Here is a 498-nt window from a genome sequence, read left to right as displayed (position 1 = left end):
AAAGGCTTGCAGGCGATAACAGTATCTACAATTTCACGTTTTTATTCGGGGGTTTAACCCTGCTTTGCCTCGGCAAAACACTGGGCGATAATGTCCAGCCCCTGGCGGATTTGCGCATCTTCAATGGTCAACGGGACAAGAATGCGCAGCACGTTGTAGTAAGGTCCGCAGGAGAGCAGGATCAGTCCTTTCTCGCGTGCACGCGCCACCACTTCCGCAGTCAGTTTGGCGTCTGGTTTCGTGTGGTCGCCGTTTTCGAACAGTTCGATAGCAATCATCGCGCCCAGCCCGCGTACGTCGCCAATCTCGCGATGGGTTTCCGCGATAGCCAGCAGGCCTTCGCGCAGGGTTTGTCCCAGCTCGTTGGCTTTTTGCAACAGATTTTCCTGCTCGAAAATGTTCAGTACCGCCAGCGCGGCGGCGCAGGCAATTGGGTTACCTGCATAGGTACCGCCCAGGCCGCCCGGTGGGATTGCGTCCATGACTTCGGCGCGTCCG

Annotated in this window: 1 protein-coding gene; it reads right to left on the bottom strand. The window is 57.0% G+C overall.

The features are described from left to right. Positions 1-53 precede the first annotated feature (53 nt). Positions 54-498 (bottom strand): aminotransferase class III-fold pyridoxal phosphate-dependent enzyme (locus FDW94_RS24085; protein WP_249358409.1); only part of this gene is annotated, 445 nt, incomplete at its 5' end.

The organism is Citrobacter sp. wls757 (genome assembly GCF_005280935.1).
Lineage (GTDB): Bacteria > Pseudomonadota > Gammaproteobacteria > Enterobacterales > Enterobacteriaceae > Citrobacter > Citrobacter portucalensis.
The sequence above is the reverse complement of the archived record's forward strand: the minus strand, read 5'-3'. Positions and strand labels throughout refer to the sequence as shown.